Annotated in this window: 14 protein-coding genes; 11 read left to right on the top strand and 3 right to left on the bottom strand. The window is 63.3% G+C overall.

Annotated features, from left to right (window positions below; genetic code table 11):
• Positions 1–117: 117 nt before the first annotated feature.
• Genes IG178_RS03255 through IG178_RS03240 form a run of 4 tightly spaced genes read left to right on the top strand, consistent with a single transcriptional unit; the run spans position 118 to position 4,946 of the window.
• A complete protein-coding gene (locus IG178_RS03255; RefSeq protein WP_193211073.1) occupies positions 118–2,130 on the top strand; it encodes a sensor histidine kinase in 2,013 nt (670 codons plus the stop codon).
• The gene (locus IG178_RS03250; protein ID WP_193211072.1) at positions 2,127–2,750 is read left to right on the top strand and encodes a response regulator; all 624 of its coding nucleotides are present in this window, start codon (positions 2,127–2,129) and stop codon (positions 2,748–2,750) included. Before IG178_RS03255 ends, IG178_RS03250 begins: the two co-directional genes overlap by 4 nt.
• A 7-nt stretch (positions 2,751–2,757) precedes the next feature.
• Entirely contained in the window at positions 2,758–3,753 is a 996-nt protein-coding gene (locus IG178_RS03245) for a nucleoside hydrolase (protein ID WP_193211071.1), read from the top strand.
• Positions 3,754–3,782: 29 nt separating this feature from the next.
• Positions 3,783–4,946, top strand: coding sequence for an FG-GAP repeat domain-containing protein (locus IG178_RS03240; protein WP_226894701.1), 1,164 nt, complete (start codon positions 3,783–3,785; stop codon positions 4,944–4,946).
• Here the strand turns inward: IG178_RS03240 and IG178_RS03235 are convergent.
• Positions 4,940–5,962, bottom strand: a complete 1,023-nt coding sequence (locus IG178_RS03235) for a CAP domain-containing protein (RefSeq protein WP_193211069.1) — start codon at positions 5,960–5,962, stop codon at positions 4,940–4,942. The genes IG178_RS03240 and IG178_RS03235 overlap by 7 nt on opposite strands.
• A gap of 360 nt (positions 5,963–6,322) precedes the next feature.
• Here IG178_RS03235 and IG178_RS03230 point away from each other — a divergent pair, with 360 nt between their 5' ends.
• Entirely contained in the window at positions 6,323–6,574 is a 252-nt protein-coding gene (locus tag IG178_RS03230) for a hypothetical protein (RefSeq protein WP_193211068.1), read from the top strand.
• A gap of 161 nt (positions 6,575–6,735) precedes the next feature.
• On the opposite strand, the gene IG178_RS03225 is transcribed toward IG178_RS03230, so the two are convergent.
• Together IG178_RS03225 and purM are read right to left on the bottom strand one after the other, a co-directional pair.
• Positions 6,736–8,661: an amidophosphoribosyltransferase gene (locus IG178_RS03225; RefSeq protein WP_193211067.1), complete on the bottom strand. Its 1,926-nt coding sequence runs from the start codon at positions 8,659–8,661 to the stop codon at positions 6,736–6,738.
• Between the two features lie 13 nt (positions 8,662–8,674).
• Positions 8,675–9,670 carry a phosphoribosylformylglycinamidine cyclo-ligase gene (purM, locus tag IG178_RS03220; protein WP_193211066.1) on the bottom strand — a complete coding sequence of 332 codons (996 nt, stop codon included), beginning with the start codon at positions 9,668–9,670 and terminating at the stop codon, positions 8,675–8,677.
• A 363-nt stretch (positions 9,671–10,033) separates the two neighbouring features.
• Here purM and IG178_RS03215 point away from each other — a divergent pair, with 363 nt between their 5' ends.
• The 6 genes from IG178_RS03215 to IG178_RS03190 all read left to right on the top strand — a co-directional run bounded on the left by IG178_RS03215 (position 10,034) and on the right by IG178_RS03190 (position 16,096).
• Positions 10,034–10,660 (top strand): ATP-binding cassette domain-containing protein, encoded by a 627-nt coding sequence (locus IG178_RS03215; RefSeq protein WP_193211065.1) that lies wholly within the window; start codon positions 10,034–10,036, stop codon positions 10,658–10,660.
• 8 nt (positions 10,661–10,668) lie between these two features.
• Positions 10,669–11,436, top strand: a complete 768-nt coding sequence (locus tag IG178_RS03210) for a hypothetical protein (protein WP_193211064.1) — start codon at positions 10,669–10,671, stop codon at positions 11,434–11,436.
• 47 nt (positions 11,437–11,483) lie between these two features.
• Positions 11,484–12,344: a hypothetical protein gene (locus IG178_RS03205; RefSeq protein WP_193211063.1), complete on the top strand. Its 861-nt coding sequence runs from the start codon at positions 11,484–11,486 to the stop codon at positions 12,342–12,344.
• Positions 12,345–12,363: 19 nt separating this feature from the next.
• On the top strand, positions 12,364–13,638 hold the full coding sequence (locus IG178_RS03200) for a type IV pilus twitching motility protein PilT (RefSeq protein ID WP_193211062.1): 1,275 nt from the start codon (positions 12,364–12,366) through the stop codon (positions 13,636–13,638).
• 90 nt (positions 13,639–13,728) lie between these two features.
• Positions 13,729–14,157 carry a hypothetical protein gene (locus tag IG178_RS03195; protein ID WP_193211061.1) on the top strand — a complete coding sequence of 143 codons (429 nt, stop codon included), beginning with the start codon at positions 13,729–13,731 and terminating at the stop codon, positions 14,155–14,157.
• Positions 14,158–14,890: 733 nt separating this feature from the next.
• The gene (locus tag IG178_RS03190; protein WP_193211060.1) at positions 14,891–16,096 is read left to right on the top strand and encodes a hypothetical protein; all 1,206 of its coding nucleotides are present in this window, start codon (positions 14,891–14,893) and stop codon (positions 16,094–16,096) included.
• The last annotated feature ends 4 nt before the right edge of the window (positions 16,097–16,100 follow it).

Here is a 16,100-nt window from a genome sequence, read left to right as displayed (position 1 = left end):
GGAATACTCGTGCCAGCACATACGCGGACCCGCCCGCGTGGCAAGACCGCCACCCCTACCTATTCCTACTATTGGTCGGACGGCTCGCCCCTGCTAGACCGGGGGACGCTCCGCCCGATGCGACTCCGCCTCCGACACCTCGCGTTCCTCTTGCTCCTGCCGACCCCCGGGTCCGGCGAGCCGGAAGCCTTGTCGAAGGTCGAGCAGATCCGCGCGCTCACGCCCGACCGAGCGAGGGCCCGGTTGCCGGTGAGGATCGAGGGCGTCGTGACCTACTTCGACGGCAACTCGGGCCACGCTTTCATCCACGACGACACGGGTTCGGTGTTCTTCCGGCCCGGCAAGACCGGCACGCCGGGGGCCGTCGAGGCCCGGATGGGCGACAAGGTGGAAATCAAGGGCATCACCTGGGCGGGCGAGTTTTCTCCGAGCATCGCGGGCGCGTCCTCCGGGGCCGAAGCGGCGCCGGTGAATCTCTCCGTGCTCGGCGCCGGCAAGATGCCGGAACCGGTGCCGGTGCCCTTCGACCAGCTCAAGACCGGCCGCTGGCACGACCAGTTCGTCTCGATCCGCGGGACGGTGCGCGATTTCAAGGCGGCGGCGGGCGGTGGTCCGGGGCATCTTTCGCTGGTGCTCAGCGGGCCGGAGAACCGCTCGATCGAGGCGTGGGGAGACCATCTCGAACTCGGCCGGAAGGAGGACTGGCTGAACCAGGAGATCCAGCTGCACGGGATCGTCGCCGGCGGCGGCGACGCGATGGGACGGCTGGAGGACGCCCACCTGCTGATCGGCGATTCCAGCTGGGTGATCCGCGACGACGAGGCCAGCGCCGCATCATTCGACCAGCCGCCGCTGCCGCTCGGCAACTTGCGCCGCTACCTGCCGCCGGAGGTGCGCGGCCGGCGGGTCCGGATCGATGGGACTGTGTCGCTGGCGGCTCCAGGCGATGGGTTCTTCCTGACCGACGGATCGCAGGGCACCTGGATTGGCACGCCGCAGGAGCTCGACCTGGAAGTGGGTGATGTCGTTTCGACGACCGGCTACCTTTCCGACAAAGGTCTCTCGGATGCCATCGTCAAAGTGCTGGCCAAGGGGTCGCCGCCCGCCGCACGGGTCGCCCGCGCAAGAGAACTGGCGGACGAGGGGATGCGCGGATCGCTGGTATCCGTCGAAGGCATCCTGCGAAGTGTCGATGCCTCACCGGCGGGAGCGAGGATCCAGATCGATGGCCGGGATGGCACCTCCGCGACCGCCCGCGGTCCGGGCGCTGCCGGCGGCTTGGAAGCCGGTGCCCGGGTGCTGCTGACGGGCGTGGCGGATGGAGGCGAGCTGCTGCTGCGTGGACCGGAGGACATCGTGATCCTTTCATCGGCACCCTGGCTCACGCCAGCGCGGAGATCCGCGTTGCTGGCGGGTGCCGGGATCGCGTTGGTCGCGGGACTCCTCTGGGTGGTCTCGCTCAAGCAGCAGGTGGCGAAGCAGACACGGTTGATCGAAGCGCAACTGGTCCACCGCACCCTCGTCGAGGAACGCCAGCGGATGGGGCGCGAACTTCACGATAGCCTGGAGCAGTACCTCGCCGGCCTGCATCTCCAGCTCGACACTTTGCGGGACCGCATCGCCGATTCTCCGGATTCCGTGCGCGACCTTGCTTCGGGCGCAGCCCGGATGTTGGAACACTGTCGCGACGAGGCGCGGCGTTCCGTCTTCGAGCTCCGCTCCCAGACCTTCCAGCGCGAGGGGCTGGCGGCGGCGCTGGTGCAGTTCGCGGAAGAGGCGAATCCCGGTGGCTCCCCCGAGGTCACCCTGGAAGTATCGGGCGAATCGCGGCCGCTCGATCCGGCGGTCGAGTTCCACCTGCTACGCTGCGCCCAGGAGTCCGTGGCAAATGCGCTGAAACACGCCAAGGCCCACGAGATCCATGTCGCGCTGGAGTACTTGCCGGAGGAAACCCGGCTGAAGGTCGAGGACGACGGGAAGGGCTTCGACCCCGCCGGCCCGCCGCCGGCAGGCCGGCCGAGTTTCGGCCTGCTGCATCTGAAAGAACGCGCCGACCGGATCAAAGGCCGGCTCGCCATCCAATCCGCACCCGGCCGCGGCACCATCGTCACCGTGAGCATCCCCGCATGAATCCCCCGCTCCGCATTCTCCTGGTCGACGACCACTTCTTCGTCCGCGCCGGATTGAAAGGCAGCCTGGACGGCGAGGCGGATCTCTCTATCTGCGGGGAAGCCGCGACCGCGGCCGAGGCGATCGCCGCCCATCAGGACCTCCGGCCCGATCTCATCCTGCTCGACCTGCGGCTGCCCGACTTGGACGGGCTCGAGGTGTTAGACCAGATCAAGGCCTACATTCCGGAGACGAAGGTGATCGTTTTCTCGGTCGATGAAACCGAGACCGACATCGCCCGCGCGGTCGGGTCGGGCGCGGCCGGCTACCTCCCGAAGTCCACCCCGCGGGCCGAGCTGCTCGCCGCGATCCGGGCGGTGGCCGCGGGCGGTACCTGCTTTCCCCCGCGGATCGCGGAGAAGTTCCGCGAACAGCGCGCCCGCACGCCGCTGAGCCCGCGCGAGATGGAGATCCTGCACCTGGTCGTCGACGGCCAGCCGAACAAGCTGATCGCGGCCGCGCTCGGAATTTCGGAAAACACCGTGAAGCTCCACGTATCCAACCTGCTCGCCAAGACCGGCGCGCCGGACCGGACCAGCGTGGTGAAGCTGGCGATCCAGCGCGGCTGGGTCCGGCCCTGACCCTTTCATGAAAACCACATCCTTGCTTGCAGCCCTTTTCGCGGTCTCGTTCGCCGCCGCCGACCCCGTGCCGGTGATTTTCGACACCGACATGGGCAACGACGTCGACGACGTGATGGCGCTCGCCATGCTCCACTCGCTGGAATCCCGCGGCCACTGCAAGCTGCTCGCCGTCACGGTGACCAAGGATCACGCCCTCGCCGCTCCCTTCGTTGACGCGGTGAACACCTTCTACCGCCGGCCCGACATCCCGGTCGGCGCGGTGCGGGACGGCGCAACCCGGGAAGAAGGCAAGTTCAACGGCTTGGTGAATGCGACCGATGACGGCAAGCCGCGCTATCCCCACGACTTGAAAGGCGGCGACGCTCCGGAAGCCGTCGGGCTGCTGAGGAAGACCTTGGCCGGGCAGGAAGACGGTTCGGTGGTGATGATCCAGGTCGGCTTCTTCACCAATCTGGCGCGCCTGTTGGACTCGCCTCCCGACGGCTATTCCCCGCTCAACGGCGAGGACCTGGTCCGGAAGAAAGTGAAGCTCCTCTCGCTGATGGCAGGTGCCTTTCAGCCGATCCACGGCAACGCCCGCTACGGCGAATACAACATCGTCCAGGATCTCCCCGCCGCGCGGGCACTCGCGGATCGCTGGCCGACGCCCTGCGTGTGGAGCGGGTTCGAGATCGGCATCGCGGCGACTTACCCCCACCAGAGCATCGAGCGGGACTACGAATACACCCCGCATCATCCGCTGAAGGAAGCCTACTACCTTTACGAACCCCCGCCGCACGACCGGCCGACCTGGGATCCGACCTCGGTGCTGCACGCGGTGCTGCCGGACCACGGTTACTTCGAGCTCTCCGAACCCGGGCATGTTGAAGTCGATGAAAAGGGCGCGACCCATTTCAAGGCGGACGCCGGCGGCAAGCACCGCTACCTGATCCTCCCTCCCGCCGGCCAGGGCCGGGTCAAGGAGGCGATCACCCGGCTTTCGAGCGAACCGCCGCGATGAATCCAGACCGCTGGCCGCGTAGTCACGGCATGCCCAAGATCCGACTCTTCGCATTCGCCGCCACCACGCTCGTCGCCCACGGGCTTCCCGAGCCACCGCCGGCCGTGTTCCGGGCGGAGTCGCTGGATGCGAAACTCGGGATCGGTTACGGGCTCGCGATCACCGACATCGACGGCGACGGCAAGCCCGACATCGTCCTCGTCGATGCCAAGGAGACGGTCTGGTATCACAACCCGGATTGGACGAAGCATCGGATGACCGGCGCGCTGACCAAGCTCGACCACGTCTGCGTCGCGGCCTGCGAGATCGACGGCAAGCCCGAGGTCGCGATCGGCGCAGGATGGAACCCCGGCGACACCAGGAACAGCGGGGCCGTCTTTTCACTCACCACGCCGGAGGACCGCCGCGCCGAATGGCCCGCGCGGGCCCAGCACCATGAGCCGACGGTTCACCGCATGCACTGGGTGAAGGAGTCGGGCCAAAACCATTTCCTCGCCGTGCTGCCTTTGCATGGCTGCAACAACGTCAACACCGAAGGAGACGGGATCCGCTTCCTCGGCTACCGGCCCCAGGCCGACAAGGAGTGGCCGACCTTCCTGATCAACGGCGACTTTCACCTCGCCCACAACTTCGATCCCGTGCCTTGGCCGGGCAACGAGGGTGAGGCGATGCTGGTCGCCTGCAAGGAAGGCGTGCACCTGATCGAAAGCTCCGGCGACGAATGGACGGCCAAGCCGATGACCGCCAAGGGCAGCGGAGAGGTGCGGCTGGGAAAGCTCCCGAATGGCCAGCGGATGATCGCGACCATCGAGCCGTTCCACGGCAACGAGGTGGTGGTGAACCCCGAGAACCCCGGCGGCCTCTGGTCGGAGAAACGGGTGGTGCTCGACGACTCGCTGAAACAGGGCCACGCCCTCTCGGCCGCCGATTTCCTCGGCCTCGGCCATGACCAGATCATCGCCGGCTGGCGCGAGCCGGACGCCAACGGCAAGGTCGGCATCCGCCTCTACGTCCCGACTGCCGACGACGGCAGCGCTTGGAAACTCCACGCCACGGTCGATAACAACACGATGGCCTGCGAGGATTTCAAAGTCGCGGACCTCAACGGCGACGGCAAGCCGGACATCATCGCCGCCGGGCGCGCGACTAGGAACCTGATCGTCTACTGGAACGAGCGGAAGGCCGCTCAGTAGAGTTCGACCAGATACTGTTCGCGGACCCCTCCCCCGCGGACGCGCACCCAGTAGATGCCCTTCTTGTTCGCTTCCTTCGGCTCGAAATTGATCGCGTTGTAGGCGGTGGAAACCCACACCACCTCCAGCTCTTTGCCCGGGGTCTTGTCCGCCCAGGTCAGTGGTTTGAGTGGACGGTCGCTCAACTTGAAGACCTCCACGGTCACGTCGTCCTTCTTCGGTGCCGACTCGCGGAGGTACAGCGACCAACCGTCGCCATGGAGGTATTCCAGCGGAAACAAGCCTTTCCCGGGATAGGCCCAGCTGTCGCGCCCCTTGCCGTCCCCGGAGGAATCCATGGCCACCATCGCCGCGAACCGGTCTGCGCCACCAAAGCCGGTTTTCCCCATCGGCGGATTCAGGCACCAGCGGCGATGGCCGCGGACCTCACGGTTGTTCGCGCCGCCATCGTCGATGTAGCTCCGCACGCTGCCAACCACATCCGGCCCGCCGCTCAAGTTGCAGATGTTGGTGAAGTGTCCGAGGTCATGGGACAGCGATCCGTGCTTGTCGCAAGCCTTCGCTGCTTCGGTTGCCTGCTCGTTCATCGTCGCGTCGGCCTCCACCACGGAGGGCACGCCGCACAGGAAGCGGTAGGCGTTCAGCTGGTTGACCGCCTTGCCCGCGGTTTTGTCGATGCCATCGGGAATCTTGCGGCCGAGGATCTCTTTCAAGCCCGCGGTGATCTCTTTTTTGGACCGGGGATACAGGCTCTTCTTCAATTCACCCTCCGCCGGTTCCGCCTCCTTTGCCGGCGTCGGCGGCGGCGATCCCTCTTCCCACGCGTCGAGCCACTCCTGGTCCTCGTCGCTGAGTTCGTCGACTTCGAGGACGAACTTCCGCCCGTCCGACCGCCGCTGGAGCGTCACCAAATCGCCATCCACCTTGACGACTTTCGCTTCCAACTGCTGACCGAGTTCGCTCGTGAAAACACGCCACTCCCCCTCGGCAATCACGGGAGAGACCAGGAAAATCATCATCAGGATGCAGGCAGCTCGACTCATCTTCCGCACCGGATAGCGGGAAACCTCGCCCTTGTCATCCCCCCGTGTGGACAAAGAACCGGCCGGGACGACGCCCGCCCCCCCCCCGGATCGTCCGCCCCGGCCAAGTCGTGAGCCAGTTCAGGAAGAAGCAGCGCGCCGGGCCTCCGCGGCCCGGCGACGCTTGAACACGATCAACCCAACCATGGAAAGGCGCTCGGGATCGACGACCGGCCTGCCCCCCGGCAGGAACGTGTCGATCCCCGGCGACCGGTCCGCAGCCAGACGACCCGATGTGCCCGGCTCCGCGGCCCAGGTCCCCCGACCTCGTGCCGCATCCGCGATTGCATCATCATGGCCGTTCCCCCCGACAAGCGGACCGAAACCTGGAAATTGGTCGGCACCGGGGAGCTTTCGCTGCCACGCGGTGCCACGAGCATCAACCGACTTGGATTCCTTTCCGTTCCGCAAGCACCCCCCGGAACTGTTGGTCCGGTCGGGAGATCCAAGGAATGGAAGAAGCTCGTCATTACTGGACCAATCGCAGTCAGCCCGTGTGGATTTCCAAAATTCTTTGAATTCTTTTTAGAAAAGACAATCGATTGAATCGAAAACTCTGCTTTTCAATGAATTACGTATCTACAAATCAATCGTGCCACCCGGAACCAGCACCACCATGTAGCCCGGGGCCGGAACCACGACCCATCCCGTCTGCTCCAGACGCATCCCGTACGAAGTGATAAAGAGACGTGAGCTCCGTCCAGTCCTCAGAGCTGCAAGCCGTAGCTGCGTCCCCCGATTCCCTCATACCAACGGACGTAGGCCGCGTTGACCGTGGCGTAACCGCCCGCCGTGGGATAGTCACCGGTGAAATACCAGTCCCCGCAGGGCCCCTTGATCGAAGCCCGGAGGTTTTCGATCGAAAGGAAAATGACCTCCACCTCGCCGTCCCAATCGCTGTCCTCGGGAGAGACCATCCTGCTGATCTCCGCCGAAATCTCCTCGGCGGTGAAATCGCGATAGACGTCCTTCACGCGGTTGACCATCTGACCCGCAGGCTTCTGGAGCTCACTGCGGCAGTCCTCGTAAACCCGGTCGAGCAAGGCCTGCCGCCCCGCCCGGCGGTGCAGCGCCACCGCGGCCTGGAAGGCGATGAACTTGCCCAGTTCCGACATGTCGATGCCATAGCAATCGGGATAACGGATCTGCGGCGCCGTCGAACAGACGACGATCTTGCGCGGCGAAGTCCGGGTGAGGATCTTGAGAATGGACTTCTTCAAGGTGGTGCCGCGGACGATCGAATCGTCGAGCGCCACCAGGGCATCGTCGGGGCGCACGACCCCGTAGGTGATGTCGTAGACGTGAGAAACGAGCTGATCGCGCCCCTTCTCCTGGGAAATGAAGGTCCGCATCTTGATGTCCTTGTGGGCGATCTTCTCGCCACGCGGCCAATTGCGGAGGATCAGGTCGTCGAGCACCTCGGGAGTGAGTTCCCCCTTTTCCTGCGCCTCGAGGATCTGCGAGCGGACCTGCTGGCGCCGGTACAGCCGGAGCCCGTCCATCAAGCCGTAGTAGGCGGTTTCCGCCGTATTCGGGATGAAGGCGAAGACCGCCTTGTCGAAGGAGCCGCCGATCGCCTCGACCACCTGCGGCACCAGCGATGCACCCATCGCCTTGCGTTCGCGGTAAATCTGCGGGTCGTTGCCGCGGGAGAAGTAGATCTTCTCGAACGAGCAGGGAGTGTATTTCTGCGGCGGCGAGAACTGCCGGTCGTCGAACGAACCGTCCGCCTTGATCGTGATGACACTGCCCGGATCGACAGCCTTCACATCGGAGGCATCTGCCTCGAAAACGGTCATCAGCGGCACCCGCTCGGATGCGAAAGCGATGACCTCGTCGGTCACCAGCATGTGGCAAGGCCGGATCCCGCGCGGATCGCGCATGACGAACATGTCGCCGTTTCCAACCACCCCGCAGATCGAATAGCCTCCATCCCACGACTCGGCGGATTCGCTGATGATTCGGGCAAGATCCAGCGACTCTGAAATCCGTTCCGGCATGTCGCGCCCCTCCACCCCCTCGTCCCGCAGACGGCGGTAGAGATCGGTGTGGGCCTCATCGAGATGGAATCCGATCTCCTCGAGAACGGTCTGGGTATCGGTGCCGAACACCGGGTGCTGACCGCGATTGAGAAGCACGTTGTTGAGCTCCCCCGCGTTGGTCATGTTGAAATTCCCCATGACCATGAGGGTCCGCGTCGGCCAGTTGCTGCGGCGCAGGTAAGGATGGCAGGAACCCTCGTCGAACTCCCCGGAAGTGCCGTAGCGCAGGTGCCCGATCAGCACTTCCCCGCCGAAGTCGCAGTGCTGCTTGACCTGGTCAGGCTTGGTCGGATCAAGGATCCCCTTCCGCGCCATCTTGTGGAAACTCTTCATTTCCTTGCGGAAGACGTTGGCCAGGCCGTCGCGCTCGCTGTCCCTGCGCCGGAAAACGTAGGGCTGCCCCACCGGCATGTGCAGCTTGGTGCAACCGATGCCGATCCCGTCCTGGCCGCGGTTGTGCTGCTTTTCCATCAGCAGGAAAAGCTTGTGGAAACCCCACAAGGCGGTGCCGTAGCGATCGTAGTAATAGGCCAGCGGCTTGCGGAGCCGGACGGCGGCGATACCGCACTCGTGCTTCAGGAAGTCACTCATCGTTTGCTCGGGATCACTCGCCGCGGACTTTCACCCGAACTCCCTCGGTGTCAACCAAGGTCCCCAGGATGGTTCCGCCCGGACCGGCACCCAGAATGGCGTCCGCATCTTCCGGGGAAACGATGGCCACCCAGCCGATGCCCATGTTGAAGGTGTGGAAACGGTCTTCCGCGTCCACGTGAGCCAGCAGCTTGTCGATGCCCTTGAGATCCCATGCCGGAATCTCGAGGTCGGCGCCGAAACCCCGGAAAAGCCGCTCCAGGTTCTCCGGAAGTCCGCCCCCGGTGATGTGGGAATAGGCCTTCGGTGTCACACCGGCAGCCCGGATGTCCCGGACCACGTCGTGGTAAAGCCGGGTCGGCTCCAGGAAACCGACCAGCTCGTCCTCGCTCACGCAGTCAGGATGCTCCTTCAAAACCCGGCGCACCAAGCTCCAGCCATTGGCGTGGATGCTGTCCGAAGCATAGCCAACCAGTACATCGCCGACTTTCAGCGTGGAAGGATCGACCAACTGCGGCTTCTCGGCGCAGCCGATGCAAAACCCGGACAGTTCGATCACGTCCGCTGGAACGATTCCCGGCATTTCTGCGGTCTCGCCGCCCGCGAGAATGCAGTCGCAGGACGCCAGATAGTCCGCCATGCCGCCGATGAGCCGGGTGATCTTCGCCTCATCGAGTGCCGCGATCCCAATGTAGTCCAGGAACATCAGGGGATCCCCGCCGGTCGTGAGGATGTCGTTCACGCTCATCGCGACCAGATCCTTGCCCGCGGTTTCGAGCAAATCGTGCTCAAGGAGCAACTCGAGTTTCGTTCCGACACCATCGCATCCGGTCACGATCACCGGCTCCTGGTAGGAGCTCAGGTCGTAACACGCAGCGAAAAGCCCGAAAGCCCCGAGGAGCTTGCGGTTCTGCTGTGTGCGGGCCACGTGGCCTTTGATATCGCCCACCAAGGCGGCCGCTCTGCGCGTGTCCACCCCGGCCTGCTGGTAAGTCAGCTTTGCTCCCATGCTTCGCTCGGTGGCCGGGGTTGTAACAGCCGACCCCGGGTCGTCACGCGGAAAATCCGGAAATACCCCGCACCCGCCCAAAGCCGGAGTTTTGCAAGCCGCCCTTCATCCGGAAATGAGCCAGATCATCCCAAAAAGCCCGGTGCTGCAGCTATTCTCCGATTCTACGGAATACCGCTAACGCATGATGACCAATCACTCCCGAAAATGTTCAAAAATTTATTGCCTAATTAGAAAAATATTCTTAAAGCCTTAATGCATCGCCCCGCCGGATAATTAAATAACCTTGATTATCTGGCTGCGATCCCTAGAAACGAAAGCGACATCACAGCGCCTAGCATGGACTCAAATTCACCAAAGCTGATGTTACAGGAGGGACTGACCATTGGGTACAGCCACCCCCTGGCCTCCGCTAGGGAGAACATCCAGCTCGACGGAGGAACCCATTTCCTCATCGCACGCAACGGCCGCGGCAAGACCACCTTGCTGAGGACGCTCGCCAAGACCCTGAAGCAGATTGACGGCTCATTCGAGTCCCGCGGCCGGGTGCAATACCTCCCCGAAGACCTTCGTTTCGACCCCGAGCTCACGGTTACCGACATTTTCAAGGCAATGCTTCCGCCCGCCAAGCGCCGCCAGGCACTCGATTTGGCCGCTTCCCTTGAACTCGATGCCCGCAAGCCCTACGGCAAGCTTTCCACCGGCAACCGCCGCAAGACCCACCTGATCGTCGCCGAGAACTCGGTCGATCTCGAACGAGGCAGCATCCTCCTCCTCGACGAGCCCTTCAGCGGCCTCGACGCCTATGCCCGCGAGATTTTCGAAGACATCTGGCGGGATAGTTCCAAGCAGGTTCTCCGGCTGGTCAGCTGCCACCCGGACTACGACTCCATGGGAATGCCCAGCGCGATCGTCATCCACGGTGAAGCCATTCGCCACACGATCGGCCACGATCAAACATGGAGCCAACTCAAGCAACAGCTTAACTGAGCGCAACCATGAGACTCTATCGACTCACCGCAGCAACACTCCTCCGACGCAAGTCGTGGGTGGTCTGCGCCTTTGTCACCGGAGTCATGCCCTTCCTCCTGGAAAAGATCTCAAGCGCATCGGAGAACCCCGCGCTGCTCAAGCCGGCGATCGCCCAGGCCACCTGGGCAATGGCACTTCTCTCCGCCATTTTCTGGGGCTTTTTCACCGCCTCAAAGCAGGGCGAAAGCAATGCCCGCTCAGGCATGGGTGAATACTTCCTCACCACGGGCGTCTCCGCCAGCCGCCAACTCTTCGAGATGTGGCTGGCGATTTTCACCTTCATGGTTCCCCTTCCGCTCATCGCGACCGCGGTCTGCATCTTTGCGGCGAGCCCGGCACTTCCCGACGAGCGATCCATGTGGATTGCCACCAACTTCCAATACTGCCTGCTGTTCCTGCTCGCGATGGCACCCTTGGCAGCCCTCGCCACCGCGACCGCCTCCCGCTTCGGCAGCATCACCGGATTCCTCGCCTCCAGCGGACTTGCAATCTTCGGGCTCTACGGCGTTGGCTACCTGAAGCTCTTGGCCAACATCGAGGGCAGCTCCGTCCTCAAATGGATCTGGGCCGGCTCCCCGCACTATCATTTCGCCGACCCCACGGAGCGCCTCCGCTACAAGCTCGGGGCCATCTCCTGGGAGAAATTCCCTCTCCTGCTTGCCTACTTCGGCGGCATCCTCCTCATCTACGCAGTCATCTCCCGACTCCTCTTCCGAGTCCGCTCTGTCGCTTGAACGCCTCTTCCGGCAGGAGCCGGATCGCATCCACCCTTCACCTTCCCATGGACCTCCGCAACCTCGCGATCAATTCATCGCTCGCCATTACCGGCGTGGCGCTGTGGTCGTATGGTGCCACCCGGCTGGCGGAGAGCGGCGAGTTCGACTATCATCCCAACCCCCTTGGTTTGAAGATGAGCCCCTACGGCCAGGTCATCGCCCTGGCCATGCAGGGGGGCGTCGAGCACGACTGGCACGGCGCCGAGAACAACCCGGCCGGACATGTATGCGACGGCGGTTGCAGCCACGAACACGACCAGGACGACCGCTCTCAGAATGACGGCGAGCTCGAATTCCCTCTCATCGAGAAACTTCAGCTGGCCGTCAGCGAGCGTACCAACCCCCGCCCGGTCACACCCGCCCACAGGTTCTATCTCCGCAGGCAGATCGAAGACCGGCTCCGGTTGGCCTACCAACTCGATCCCTCCAACTATGCAAACTACAACTCGTATCATCTCTTTTTGACCGAGCCCCAGGTCGGCACCCGTCCGGTATTGAGCGAAGAGGCCGTGAAGCTGGCCAAATCCACCATCGCCTACTCGCTGCGGGAGAAGTCCGATCCCCGCCCGGCCCTCACCGCCGCCTCGGCCGCCTGCAATATCCTCCAGCTACTGTTCCAGAACCAGGACAAGCACTCGCTCGACGAGATGCGGGAACAGCTCCAGCTGCTCGATTTCTGCATGGCACGTCACCACGAGCTCAGCGCGGCATGGCTGGAGTCAGGCGGCTACGAGAACCTTTCGGCAGCGCGCCAGCAGGAGATGCTCGATCGACTTCATTTCTGCACCAAGGTTCGGGACGCCTCCGAGCAGACCATCCGCCGTCTGTCATCCTCACCCGGCGATCAGGCATCCCTTTCCTGGTAAATTCCTCTCCAACCTCCCCATGTTCACCGCCGTTCACGAACCGCCTCCGCTTCCGGTCAACAATGACCCGATGGCTGCATCGCGCTTTGTCCCGGGCATGGATGGAGCCACCCTGCTCGGAATCATTTTCCGGATCTGCAAGGAGATCCGGGTCTCGGACATCCAGATGCGTTCCGAGCGGCCGGTTTACATCCACACCAACAAGGGAGTCGAGAAGCTTGACTACCTCGGTCCGCTTTCGCCGGCCCACATGGACGAAATCCTCAAGGAGCTCATCCGCAACCGCGAAAGCGCGAGCCACGGATTCGGCGAGGAGAGCAACCTCGACGAGCGGGTCGATGAAAAGATCCAGGACGCGATCCGCGACTTCGCGGAACGGAAGGTCGCCGATTTCTCCTGCGACGGCATCCCGATGGGCAACAACGGCGAGCGCTCCGGTCGCCTTCGTATCCAGGCCCACCTCAGTTCCTCCGGACTCGGCGTCACCTGCCGTATCCTCAACGACTATATCCCCGAGCTGGAAAGCCTGGGAATCGACGCCGACACCAACACCGTGCTCCGCATGGCGGTGCAGAAGCGTGCCGGACTTTGCCTCGTCACCGGACCAACCGGCTCGGGCAAATCGACCACCTTGGCCGCCCTGATCGATTGGCTCCGCCGGAACCACGGCAAGCACATCGTGACCGTCGAGGATCCCATCGAATACCAGTATCCGGACGACATGGACGATCCCGAGTATCCGGGCCGCCGTATCCCCTGTCCGAGCGTGGTCACCCAGCAGGAAGTCGGCCGCGACGTCCACTCCTACCGCCAGGGCCTCAAGGACGTCCTGCGCAAGGCGCCCCACATCATCCTGCTCGGGGAAATCCGCGACCGTGAGGCCATGGAGACCTGCCTCGAGGCAGCCCAGACCGGTCACCTCGTCCTCTCCACCCTGCACACCACCGGTGCGGTCAAGACCATCGGCCGTATCCTCGAACTCTATCCGAAAGAGAGCCACGCCTCGATCCTTTCGCGTCTCTCCGAAATCCTCATCTTCATCCACTCCCAGGGCCTCCTCAATGGCGTCAGCCGGCGTGTCCTGACCTACGAGTTCCTCCAAAACAACGACGACGCCGTCGCCTCGGCCATCGCCAACTACGACGGCGGTGCCAGGTCGCTGGAAGACGTCATTCGCCGCGCGGGCAACATCGAGTGGGATTCCAATCTTCGCCGCCTCCTGCGCCAGGGCCTGATCGACGAGCAGACCTTTGAGAACGCCCGCATGAACCGCGACGACTCCGAGCTGCTCTAGCCCCACCCCATTTCCGGGACGACACGGTTCAACCGTCCGTCTCCATCCGACAAGACAAAACAAGACACACCCAAATACAACACACCAAACATGAAACTGACACGTAACACCAAGCGCGCAAGCGGCATGACCCTCCTCGAACTGACGGTCGTGATTCTCGTTTTGCTTTCGCTTATCTCCATCCTCTTCGTGGGCGCCCGCGCCTGGAAGAAGGGTTCCGACCGTGCCGCCTCGATCCTCACGATCCGCAACTGCCAGCAAGCCGTGCGCTCGTATGCCAACATGAACGGCGTCAATGCGAACACCACCGTGGCCGAACTTCCCACCCAGATCTTTGGTGAGGGCAAGTTCATTGAAAACAACCCGACCGTTGATGGTTACGGCCACCCCGCCGGCGGCGCGATCGTCTATCAGTACGGTGCTGGTGGTTCAGACCTGGTTCCAGACGTGGGTGACCTCTATGTCACCTGCTCCGACGCAGAATACGCTCCGGACCCGAACACCATCGGTGACTGGTAAACTCGCCGAGTGAAGCGGGGAATCCCTACTTGGGCAATTCCCGTTTCGGCCTCAGGTCTCCCGCCTGCCTACGCGGGCGGGGGACCCCTCTCTCATCTTCCCCCCACCTCCATCCCCCCACTGATGAACGCACCCATACTTCCCCTTTCCCTTGGTCGCCTACCAACATCCCGCGGGTCTCAACCCTCTGCAGCGTTATCGCCAGGCCGGCGCGATTCTTCGCGGCACCAGCCGCGCGAGTAATCCCGCTTGGTACCAAAGTCCCCTTGAGCTGGACTACCAGCTGCACCTTCGAGTCGATGGCAGTCACCTCGACTCCAAATTCTTCGACCGGCGAAGCGGCCAATGGAGTAATGGCCCCGCGTTCGAAGACGACCACGCAACCGACCTCATCACGGTCCCGGCCCTTGCCGCGCAGATCATCTCCTCCGCCAAGAAGGCCGGCGCCAATGCCGTGGGAGTCGTCCTTCACGTCGCCGATGAATTCGCGACCTCCGAGCTAAAGCCCGAACTGGATAACCCGGGCGCCCTCAACGAGCTCAGGACAACCATTGAATCCGACCCAAAGGCGGTCCTGGACGACTCGTCTGTCTCCAGCGATGAATCCAGCTGGCGCCTCATCCCCTACCCTGCAGCGGGTAGTGAGGCCATCGCGACCACCGTGTGCATCAGCCGCCGCTGGTCCGATTTCCTCGACCAGCTCAGGAGGTCGGGCGAAGACAGCAATTTCCCGGTGATCACGCGGGCGGTGAGTGCGCCCCTGATTTGCCTGCTCGCGCTGGCCGACTTGAAGCAAGACGAGTTGAGCCGCCCCTTGATCGCGGTCCTGCCCTACCCGCGCTTCACCCTTCTGGCCTTCTTCAACGAATTCGGCGACCTCCGCCTGCTGCGCACCCTCCAGCACCGTGGCCAGCGCCGTCCGACCAATCTCCGGCACGCGGCATCCACGACAGCCGCCGCACTTGAGCTTGCTGAACCGGAAGTGTTTCTCTTCACGATCAACGATCAGGCGGATCCCCAGCTGGCGGCGGATCTTCAACTGGTTTTCCCGGCCGCTTCCATCCGCGAGGTGGACTGGTCAACAACCGGTTTGGATACCACGGCTTCCGGTTGCAGTGGCCCTGAACCACTGGTGTCCACCCTGCTTGCGACCACACCGGAAACGCCACTCGCGCAGTCCCACACCTTCACCGTCCTTCGCGGCGACGGATGGGCGGCCCAGGATTTCCTACCCGTCGCACGGGAGCAGGCTGACGTCTTCCCCTCCAAGACAGAGATGAAGCTCCTGAATGCAGCCCGGTTTGCACGCTTGGGGTTCGGCTGCGTGACCATCCTCGCCCTCGCATGGACAACCCTCGGAGTCGTGGACATGATCCGGAAACCCGATTGGGCCTTCGAGGCCAAGAACGGCGAAGTGGCAAAGCAGAGGCTGACCTTTCTCACACAAGAACGCACACGCATCGACCACTGGGACAACTTGCTGTCTGACCGCTCGAAAGCGTGGGCATCGATGGAGCTCCTGCCGACTCTGTTTCCCGACAACAGCGGCTTCCTCGCCAAAACCTTCAATCACTCGGCGAAGGCGGATACAAAGCCCGGCCAGGCGAGGATCGGATTGACGAGGGAGTGGAAAATTGCCGGCCTGGCACGGGAAGGGGCGCTTGAACGCTTGGCCACCCTGAACACCCGCGACGGAATCTCATCAGTCTTCGACCAAGTCGCGGCAATTACCGGCAACAGCTCGTATTTGACCGATCTCCCCAGCCGAAGCCTCGTCGTCAACGTCCGCACATTGGAGAATGGATCCTTTCGACCCGGCCCCATCGGTGAGTTCTCCGACCTCGACGAATCGACCTATCCGTTCTCGTTCGATCTGACTATCACCCAACGATTCGAGTCGTCCGATCAAATGGCCCTGATTTCAGCCAAGGCACCTTGACCCG

It is taken from the genome of Neoluteolibacter marinus (assembly GCF_014904755.1).
Taxonomy (GTDB): Bacteria; Verrucomicrobiota; Verrucomicrobiia; order Verrucomicrobiales; family Akkermansiaceae; genus Haloferula; species Haloferula marina.
Note: the sequence above shows the minus strand (reverse complement) of the source record. Positions and strands in the feature narration are given on the sequence as shown.

Bases quoted from the DNA above. Each gene is read 5' to 3' on its own strand.
- IG178_RS03255 (WP_193211073.1), top strand. From the start codon at position 118: ATGCGACTCCGCCTCCGACACCTCGCGTTCCTCTTGCTCCTGCCGACC.
- IG178_RS03250 (WP_193211072.1), top strand. From the start codon at position 2,127: ATGAATCCCCCGCTCCGCATTCTCCTGGTCGACGACCACTTCTTCGTC.
- IG178_RS03245 (WP_193211071.1), top strand. From the start codon at position 2,758: ATGAAAACCACATCCTTGCTTGCAGCCCTTTTCGCGGTCTCGTTCGCC.
- IG178_RS03240 (WP_226894701.1), top strand. From the start codon at position 3,783: ATGCCCAAGATCCGACTCTTCGCATTCGCCGCCACCACGCTCGTCGCC.
- IG178_RS03235 (WP_193211069.1), bottom strand. From the start codon at position 5,962: ATGATTTTCCTGGTCTCTCCCGTGATTGCCGAGGGGGAGTGGCGTGTT.
- IG178_RS03230 (WP_193211068.1), top strand. From the start codon at position 6,323: ATGGCCGTTCCCCCCGACAAGCGGACCGAAACCTGGAAATTGGTCGGC.
- IG178_RS03225 (WP_193211067.1), bottom strand. From the start codon at position 8,661: ATGAGTGACTTCCTGAAGCACGAGTGCGGTATCGCCGCCGTCCGGCTC.
- purM (WP_193211066.1), bottom strand. From the start codon at position 9,670: ATGGGAGCAAAGCTGACTTACCAGCAGGCCGGGGTGGACACGCGCAGA.
- IG178_RS03215 (WP_193211065.1), top strand. From the start codon at position 10,034: ATGTTACAGGAGGGACTGACCATTGGGTACAGCCACCCCCTGGCCTCC.
- IG178_RS03210 (WP_193211064.1), top strand. From the start codon at position 10,669: ATGAGACTCTATCGACTCACCGCAGCAACACTCCTCCGACGCAAGTCG.
- IG178_RS03205 (WP_193211063.1), top strand. From the start codon at position 11,484: ATGGACCTCCGCAACCTCGCGATCAATTCATCGCTCGCCATTACCGGC.
- IG178_RS03200 (WP_193211062.1), top strand. From the start codon at position 12,364: ATGTTCACCGCCGTTCACGAACCGCCTCCGCTTCCGGTCAACAATGAC.
- IG178_RS03195 (WP_193211061.1), top strand. From the start codon at position 13,729: ATGAAACTGACACGTAACACCAAGCGCGCAAGCGGCATGACCCTCCTC.